Source organism: Anaerocolumna sp., from assembly GCF_032079385.1.
Lineage (GTDB): Bacteria > Bacillota > Clostridia > Lachnospirales > Lachnospiraceae > Anaerocolumna.
The window spans coordinates 89,158-98,143 of record NZ_DAMAUC010000008.1 but is presented as its reverse complement, the minus strand read 5'-3'; the positions used below and the strand labels follow the sequence as shown (position 1 = coordinate 98,143).

Below are 8,986 nucleotides of genomic sequence, written 5' to 3'. Positions count from 1 at the left end.
GTACTCTCCTGCCAGTATGGCAGTTGAAAAGGCTTGGGAATTGCCTGGGCGTAATCCACGGATATTTTCAATTAAAGGAGTTTTCCTATAGTTCTTATTTACAACAAAAAGAACTTCTGAACTATTATACTTATCAATCACATATTGTCCAGAGAATACTGCTTCATTTGGAGACGGTTTATAACTTAGCAGTTCTTCATTTACAATGGCAAGTTGAGCGGAGCCTTCTTCCGTCATCTTATAGGTATTGGCTGCCTGATCATAGATTCTTCCGTTTTCTGCAATATCTTTATACTTCTCTGCATATTCACCGTATATTTCATCTGGAGTCATAATTGACACGTATAGAGAAATATTTAGAACTAATGGACTCTCGGTACAGAAAGTAATACGAATAGACAGTTCATCAAGTTTCTCAATTTTCTCAATATAGTTCCATATGGTCCCCCTGCCCACACTACAATAGTACTGAGTCATAAGGTCATCTGCATTCAGGTCTGACCCGTCACTCCATTTTAGATCCGGTAAAAGCTTCATAGTAAGAACTTTATCTGTAAAATCATAGCTTTCCAGCAAAGAAGTTTTAAAGGTTCTCTCTGGAAATGGTGCATAATATGCAAGATAATCAAATACAAAGGGATAAACGGACCAGTTAAGGCCTGCAGTATCATAAGGATTTCCATTAAAAGCCGGTGAGGAATCAACATCAATCAACGTAGTCAGTATTTTCGTTTTATCAACTTCACCTTCAACAACCATGGTAAGATCATTTTCTATACCAGGAAGTATGGTACCTGCACTGTTGGAATTTTCATCTGTATTCGTAGTACTTACATTAGTATCTTCATTCATGCTGTCTTTTGTATCGGATGATTTGCATCCTGTTAAAGCGGTTATAGTCATTGCGGTGCATAAAGTTAATGCCAGTAATCTTTTAAAATTAAATTTCATTTCCTCTCCTCCTAAAAACATTGAATATAAGTTAGAAACTTTTCATAATTACTTTCTTTGCCTCTTCATCTACTGCAAATGCCTGGGCATATTTTTTTCTTGCCAGATGCCCTCTGACTGACATAAGATGGCTGTAATAATCCATATAACCAAAACTTTTGCTATTTACTGCAAACCAATGAGTCTGAATAGCCTTTCTCCATAGTTCAAAGCCTTCTTCGGTAACTTCAACATAAGCATAGGGTACAAAATCTGTTGCATCCTCCCAGTTTTCCGCATAATAAGGTCCTCCGGCGTAATGGGCCGGCAATTCTCTTTCAATCGCAGGCAAACCGGCAAGAAATTGAGCATCTTTCACAATCCTGTGTGTCATCATATGATCCTTATGTATACTGTTTTTCCAGTGTGTCAGAAGTACATTGGGCTTATATTTTCTAATAACATCGCAGAGTTCATAGCGAACCTCCTGATTATCCGGCAGTTCTCCATCTACGTAATCAAATACTATTGCCTCTCCATGCAGCATGCTTGCAAATTCATTTGCTTCCCTGACCTTTTGTTCACGATAAGCTTTTACCGTCATCTGAGGCGGGTTGCCCCGTTCCCCTCCGGTTAAAGCCACAGTGACAATCTTATGCCCCTGCAATGCCATAGAAGCTAGAACACCTCCACTGGTCAGCTCTGCATCTCCCACATGCCCTCCGATTGCCATAATCACCTTTTCCTCTTCCATAACAACCTCGATTCCGGCACTTTAGCGCCTCTTAATAACAACAGTAACTTTGTGCATCAGCACAAATCACTGGTTGAAATCTAACCTCCCTTCTTTCCTATTTATTAAAACAGTGAATGAAATCTCTGCTTTTTTCTATTCCTTATTGCCATATCTTTTATTAAAAATCCTTCCTGCAATAAATGCTATGGCATTGATACCTATTACCATAAAGTAGATCACATTTGTCTCCGGCCTGCTGCCGGTTAATAAAAAAGCTATGATGCTTATAATTAACAGAGCGCCGGAACAAATACTAATATAATTCACAAAATGAGCGACTTCCTCCAAATCAATGTCTATTCTTCTGTTTCTATTTTCTTTATCCATTCTTCGGCGCGATGACATGCAACAATCCCTCCATTCAGCTTGCGCAGCTTTGGTTCCTCCTGTATGCAGATATCTTTATAATAAGGGCATCTGGGGTGGAATTTACACCCTTCCGGAAGATTCAATAAATCCGGCATGTCCAATGAGCGTAAAGGAAGTTCTTTGGCAAATTCACTTCTGCGGGAATCCGCTTCCGGTACTGCAGCAACCAATGCCTGAAAATAAGGATGCATAGGATCCTTTATTGCCTCCTGTATCTTGTTGTTCTCAATCAATCTTCCTAAATACATAACCATTATTTTTCCATAAGCAGCAATATATCTGGCTGTACCCAAATCATGTGTAATGTAAACAAAGGAAATTTTATATTTTTGATTCATTTTAGCCATAAGATTAAGCAGTGAGATCCGCAGTGATACATCCACCATGGATACCGGTTCGTCTGCCACAATCAGTTTTGGCCTCACTGATAAAGCTCTTGCAAGGAGGATTCTTTGCCTTTGCCCACCTGATAATTGGTGGGGATATTTTTCAAGAAATATCTCCGGCGGGTTTAAACCAACCTCATTAAAGTATTCAAACAAGATATCCAGTGCTTCTGCATTGTTTTTAGCAAGTTTATGACGAAGCAAAGGCAGTATCAATGATTGAGCAATGGTTTTATTGGGATTAAGTGCTGCATAAGAGTCCTGATGAACCATCTGAACACCCAATCTATATTCTTCGTATTCCTTCTTGGATAATTTATGTATATCCTTTCCATGATAAAGTACATCACCTTTGGTAGGTTTATAAATGTCTGCAATAACCTTTCCCAGAGTAGTTTTACCACATCCACTCTCTCCTACAACTGCAAGGATTTCACCTTCTTCAAGGGTTAAATTCATATCAACCAAAGCATTCACATAGCCTTTTTTCTTGCCCTTGGACGCAAAGCTAATATTAACATCCTTCAATTCGATCAATGACATTGTTCTTTCACCTTCTTCCAATGAGGGCATAATGTAAGCTGCTCGTTACCCACGTCTATCATCTTTGTCATATTTATCTCATCTGATTTGCATGCACCATCATTATTTAAAAAGCATCTTGGACCAAATCGACACCCCTTTGGCAGTTCCAATAGATTAGGTGGGTATCCGGCAATTGCCTTACGTTTCGTAATATCATCCTTTAAAGAAGGAACAGCATTCATTAATCCAAAGGTATAGGAATGAGAAGGCTTAAGAAATACGTCTTCTACCCTTCCATATTCCACCATCTGCCCGCAGTACATTACTCCAATCCGGTCCACTACCGATCCTATAATAGAAACATCATGGGTCATAAAAATCATGGTAATCCCTGTCTCTTCATGGATTTTACGTAAAATATCAATAATATACCATTGAGTAATAACATCCAATGCCGTGGTTGGTTCATCCAAAATAATGATATCCGGTTCCAATAACAGGCTTAACGCAATGATTGTCCTCTGCTTCATTCCTCCTGATAATTGATGAGGATAGCTGTTTAAAATTCTTTCCTCCAACCTTACCTGTGACAACAGCATTGCCGCCTTCTCCAGTATCTTTTTCTTGGCAAATTTCTTATCCGTATCATGTGCCATGGCAGTTTCAATAAAATGATCTTTTATCTTCAAGGTCGGATTTAATACATTCTGAGCTGCCTGGAATACCGTGGTTATATTAGTCCAGCGGTGCTTTGCATATTCATGCTCGGATAGTTTCAGCAAATCTATGGTCTCACCATTTTGGGGATGATAAAGTATTTCACCGCTGGCAATCCTGCCGGGCGCCCGTACGGTTTTTAAAATACCGGAAGCAAGAGTAGTTTTTCCACTGCCGCTTTCACCGATAATACCTATGATATCTCCTCTGTTAAAGTTAACTGTCACATCATCACAGGCTCGTATTATACCGCGGTTTGTTTTAAAATCAATACATAAGTTCTTAATTTCTAAGATTGGATCCATAATTTATTCCTTTCTATAGATAATGTCGCTTCTTCTATTTTTCTTTGTCTCTCATTACAGCGAATTTATACCCTAAGTCGTGGGTTCAGTGCTTCATCCAGACCGGAGGCAAATAAGAAACATCCTAACTGGAAGAACACGATTCCAAGTACAGGGGCTAAGAAATAAGCAATGGTTCCCGATCCCATTAAAGCTCCGGTTGCAGTCAATGATAACTGAATCATCATTCCCCAATGATTTCCCTGGAAAGGTACCAATCCCAAATACATCAACCCAACGCTGGCCATAATTGCATCTTTCATGATTACTATAAAATTCACTGCTATGAAAGAAATGATATTAGGTATAATGTCGTTCATGATAATATCAATTTTTCTTAAACCAAGTATTTTGCTGGCCTCGATAAATTCCTTATGCTTAATAGTAAGAACCTGAGTTCTGATTGCTTTAGCAAGTCCAGCCCAGGACCATAGGCTAAGTAACAAACCAAACATAAATTCATTATCGATTTTTATTATCATAGATAATATCATGGTCACCGGAAAGCTTGGTATAGTTACAACTATATTTGCTATCATCATGAGAATTACATCAATCTTACCTCCAAACATTCCGGACACGATACCAATAGTACATGCTATAAAGATAGATATTACCCCTGCCCAGAATGCCACCAGTAGTACATCTTTGGAACCTAGTATTAATTGAACCAATGTATCCTTTCCTGAATAATCCGTTCCCAGTATATGTTCTCTGGAGGGCGGTTTTAATCTCTGAAGATAATCCGCCTTCGGTTCCTCCAGTACCATAGGCCCAAACACTGCTATTCCAAGGAACACAAGCAATATAATCAATCCAATTCTTGACATCTTATTGTTCCAGATGGTTATGAGAAATTCTTTCCTTCCACCGGCACTTTTAAATTTGTAATTTTTCTCACCTTTTTTCATTTTATATCCATAAGGTATCCTATCTGCCTACAGATGAGATACTGCCACTAATGGGTGGGTTGAAAGAATCAATTCGTGGCATCCTTTCTTACGTATATTTTCTTTCAACCTCCTGATATCATACCGTCTTGCGGTATCTAATTATTTCTTAATTTCTTCCCACCACCTTTTATGCCTATCAATTATGTTGAGGGTGAGGATGATATATTATTACAGATTTAACTTTCCCTAAGTCTTGGGTTTAAATATTTGTAAAGGAATTCTGCGATTAAGCTGGATGCTACTACCATGATAATAATCACAAAGAACATTCCCTGCATTAATGTGTAATCCCGCTTTGCAATTGCATTATTTAAGAAATATCCTACTCCTGGATATAAAAATAGATTTTCAATTAAAGGTGAGCCGCCAAATAATAAACCAAAGCTAATGGCTAAGTTCGTTATCATTGGAAGTATTGCATTCTTACTAAGATAGCTTAATAAAATTCTACGATTGGATAATCCCCTTACCTGGGCGTAGGTAATATAATCTTCACCTAGAATACTTAGTGAATTTGCTTTCATGGATAAAATCCAGCCGGATACCGTAGTAAGAAAGAATGCCAGTACTGGAAGCACTGCATGTCTTAGTACATCTGTGATAAAAGGTAGATTAAAGCCCATGGTTGTTGCTGTACTGTATGCCCCTCTGGCCGGAAGCCACCCCAAGGTAACGGAAAATAAAAACACCAGCAAATAGGCCACAACGTAATTAGGTATTGCTCCAAGAATAGATTGGTATATTATCAAGGCTGAATTTAGAACCTTTTTTCTCTTCCATGCGATATATATTCCCAATAGAATTCCTACTGAGAACGAAAGAAATAAAGACAAAGATGCAACTAGAAGTGTCCAAGGCAAGGCCTCTCTTATAATGCTTATCACACTTTTTTTATAGGCCATGCTGTTTCCCAAATTACCAGTAATAATTCCATGGGCATAATCTATAAAGCGCTCAAAAATTGGTTTGTCCGGATCAAAATTAAGTATAGCCTTAGCTCTTTCATATGCAATGTCATATTGTATGTTCTCTTTTTTCATTATGTCACTTGCCATGATATCCACAGGATCTCCCGGCATAAACTGAATAACTAAAAACATTACCACTAAGGCTATTAAAACTGTTAATACTGAAATTCCTACTTTCTTTAGCATTTTGGCTACTCCTTCCGCTGATATAAAATCTGATTCACTATGCCGATATTTATTTTTCTTCTTATATCTTTTAACTATGTAATTGAACCAAATTATGTTTATGTACATATAGTACAACTTAAGAAACTTTTTGTCAACACATTTTAGAAACTATGAAATAAAATTTCATTCTTCTTTTTCATACCTATGTACAATATAGACATACCACATTAAAAAACCCCTGCTTTATTAAGGAATATGATGAAATTCTGATTAGCCGGCTATGAAATATTCTGTGTTGTAGTGTAGAAAGCATATGGAGGATTGATGGTATATTGTTTTAGCAATTATCTAAGTACTAAAATGATATCCATTTTCCGCTATATCAATTGTAGTAACATTAATAAAATTTTCTGCTTTGCAGGGGTGAAGCCATGAATTGTTAAGGTAGAAATATTGCAAAATGTGTGATATAATTTTTCTAGTTAGAAGCCACTAACTTACAGAGAAGGTTTTTCTGTGAGTATAATTATAATGAGGAAGGAGTTTGTTCATGAGAAAAGAATTTCACATAAATTCAAGAAATGGGTATAACACCATGCCAGAACAATACAAAGCCATGCATGAACAAATTGGGAATGCTCGTTTCTTGCCCAACCATGATATAAATAAAGGTATTGTTTATGATATAAAACCAGAGTATGGTAAGGGAACCATACAAATATATAATTTGCTTGGCAATGTCATGCTGCTTATTTATGACTTTGTATTTTCTGAGGATATCATAACGGTATTTGATTTAGCAGAGGATTATTTTGAAATTGAATATTGCATTGATGGCTGTATGTACATTGAAGAAGAAAAAGCAGGTGATACCTGCTTTGGCCCCAACAGCTTGTCCGTTTCTTTGTCACAGGACATGAAAGGGATAATAAAACGTTGTGCTGGACAAAAGTATCAAGGTGTTTCGATTACAGCCAATAAGCATGCCCTATCCTCTTACTTTGGAAGTGCTGGCGTAGAGGTATGGAATGATACAATAGAAAACTTGGGGGATCAGCTTCGTTCCGAATATTATCTTGGCTTAAATACGCCGCCAGAGACAGCCAATATTTTTCTACAGATTTATAATTGCCGTCTGCCAATAAAGTCCCGCACTTTATTCTATGAAAGTAAGATTATGGAGGCATTCTCCTTAATTGTATCGGATGAAGTAATTAAGAGGGAAAGATTTAGAGTCACCTCACTTAGCCCCTATGAGCTGCAAAGGATTAAGGAAATTCCTCAAATGCTGTTAGAACGGCCATTTGAGTTGCCCAGCCTTCATACCTTATCCGAAAAGCTGGTAATCAATCCAAAGAAACTGACCAAAGGTTTTAAGCTCGTCTATGGGGATACTATTTTTAGCTATCATAGAAAACTAGCTTTACAACGTGCTGCATCTATGCTATTAGATACAGAAAAAACAATCAATGAAATCGCTTATGATATTGGCTATTCTAATCCAAGTAATTTCTGTGCAGCTTTTAAAAAACAATATAATGTTACACCACTAAAGTACAGAGAGGCTTCATTGCTGCGGAATGCCGAATAAAAATAGACTATACTATCTTAACCACAGGTTTATGCCTGTGGTTTTTTTATGATATGACACAGGTTCTCTTTCAACATAATCTGGCAGTGCAAGCAGTATGGGCACAATACCGGTATGCTGTACAATATCTTATGCGTTTAAAAGTCTGGCGCATCTAAATTACAGGGTTAGTTATATCTAACTCAATATAGGAGGATCATACATGTTTAAAAAGACAGCATTTATTTTATTAGCAGCCGCCCTTTGTTTTACCGCATTGACAGCTTGCTCACAACGGGATACATCAGAGGGTACGGTATTCAATCCTGATTCATCCAATCAGGATAGTACACTTCAACAGGATAATCATTTTCCACTTAATTTGACTATTTATGATAATAAGGGTAACGAGATACAGCAGACCATGGAAAAAGAACCGAAACGAATAGTTGTAATCGGACAAGGCCTGGCAGAATTATTGATTCACTTTGGTGAAGAAAACAGAATTGTGGGTCTTGCCTATCTGGATAAATCCTATTCAAAATACGAAGAACAAATTAAGCAGCTTCCATTACTCACGGATATGTGGCCCTCTAAAGAATCTATCATTGCACTTAAGCCCGATTTAATCGTCGCTATGTCCTCAGCCTTTACTGATGAACGACTTGGTGACATTTCATTTTGGAATGAACGAGGCATTCCCGTATTAACCGGTATTAACTATACGGTAGGGCGTACAATTGACAGTTTCTTCGAAGACATCAGCAATTTGGGAAAAGTACTGAATATAGAAGAAAAAACAAGTGCTTTTACAGAAGAGCAGCAAAGGCGTATTAAGACTATTCAGGACAAGGTGATGCAAGTAACTGAAAAACCTCGGGTTTTGCTGTTCGCAGGTGGTCAAAACGACACCTACTACTATTACGGACCTACTCTTTGCCTTATTGACGAAATGGTGGAAGGCGCAGGGGGCAAGTACATAAAAGTATCTGAAGATACCTATGTGGAAATGTCCGCGGAATCTATTCTATCAGCTAACCCCGACAAAATTATTGTTACTGAATTCCAGAAGTCAGACAACGATGCCGCAAAGAATCTATTGCTTGATAATCCTAGTCTTAAAAACGTTACTGCAATTCAAACAGAAAATGTAATGGTAGCTGATTACACAAATGCCATTCGCGGAAGCCTTGACTTAGCAGATTTATATGAGGATGTTGCTGAATTTGTTCATCCCGAATTATTTAAGGGAGAATAAGT

9 protein-coding genes are annotated in these 8,986 nt (G+C 37.6%); 2 read left to right on the top strand and 7 right to left on the bottom strand.

Translation table 11 applies throughout. From position 1 onward, the window contains the following. The 7 genes from RT261_RS08490 to RT261_RS08460 form a co-directional block, all read right to left on the bottom strand. The coding region (locus tag RT261_RS08490; protein ID WP_313131751.1) for an ABC transporter substrate-binding protein at positions 1 to 951 on the bottom strand (951 nt) is incomplete at its 3' end. Positions 952 to 982: 31 nt separating this feature from the next. Next, positions 983 to 1,684, bottom strand: a complete 702-nt coding sequence (locus tag RT261_RS08485; protein ID WP_313131748.1) for a PIG-L deacetylase family protein — start codon at positions 1,682 to 1,684, stop codon at positions 983 to 985. Positions 1,685 to 1,819: 135 nt separating this feature from the next. Continuing rightward, positions 1,820 to 2,071, bottom strand: a complete 252-nt coding sequence (locus tag RT261_RS08480; RefSeq protein WP_313131746.1) for a hypothetical protein — start codon at positions 2,069 to 2,071, stop codon at positions 1,820 to 1,822. Continuing rightward, a complete protein-coding gene (locus RT261_RS08475; protein WP_313131743.1) occupies positions 2,023 to 3,024 on the bottom strand; it encodes an ABC transporter ATP-binding protein in 1,002 nt (333 codons plus the stop codon). Before RT261_RS08475 ends, RT261_RS08480 begins: the two co-directional genes overlap by 49 nt. After that, entirely contained in the window at positions 3,015 to 4,028 is a 1,014-nt protein-coding gene (locus tag RT261_RS08470; protein WP_313131742.1) for an ABC transporter ATP-binding protein, read from the bottom strand. The genes RT261_RS08475 and RT261_RS08470 overlap by 10 nt, the downstream gene beginning before the upstream one ends. Positions 4,029 to 4,093: 65 nt before the next feature. Next, complete coding sequence (locus RT261_RS08465) at positions 4,094 to 4,978, bottom strand: ABC transporter permease (RefSeq protein WP_313131740.1); 885 nt, start codon at positions 4,976 to 4,978, stop codon at positions 4,094 to 4,096. A 218-nt stretch (positions 4,979 to 5,196) separates the two neighbouring features. Then, positions 5,197 to 6,174 (bottom strand): ABC transporter permease, encoded by a 978-nt coding sequence (locus RT261_RS08460; RefSeq protein ID WP_313131738.1) that lies wholly within the window; start codon positions 6,172 to 6,174, stop codon positions 5,197 to 5,199. Positions 6,175 to 6,706: 532 nt separating this feature from the next. Between RT261_RS08460 and RT261_RS08455 the strand changes: the two genes are divergently transcribed. Both RT261_RS08455 and RT261_RS08450 read left to right on the top strand, forming a co-directional pair. Continuing rightward, on the top strand, positions 6,707 to 7,747 hold the full coding sequence (locus tag RT261_RS08455; protein WP_313131735.1) for a helix-turn-helix domain-containing protein: 1,041 nt from the start codon (positions 6,707 to 6,709) through the stop codon (positions 7,745 to 7,747). Positions 7,748 to 7,949: 202 nt separating this feature from the next. Continuing rightward, positions 7,950 to 8,984, top strand: a complete 1,035-nt coding sequence (locus tag RT261_RS08450; protein WP_313131732.1) for an ABC transporter substrate-binding protein — start codon at positions 7,950 to 7,952, stop codon at positions 8,982 to 8,984. Positions 8,985 to 8,986: the final 2 nt, after the last annotated feature.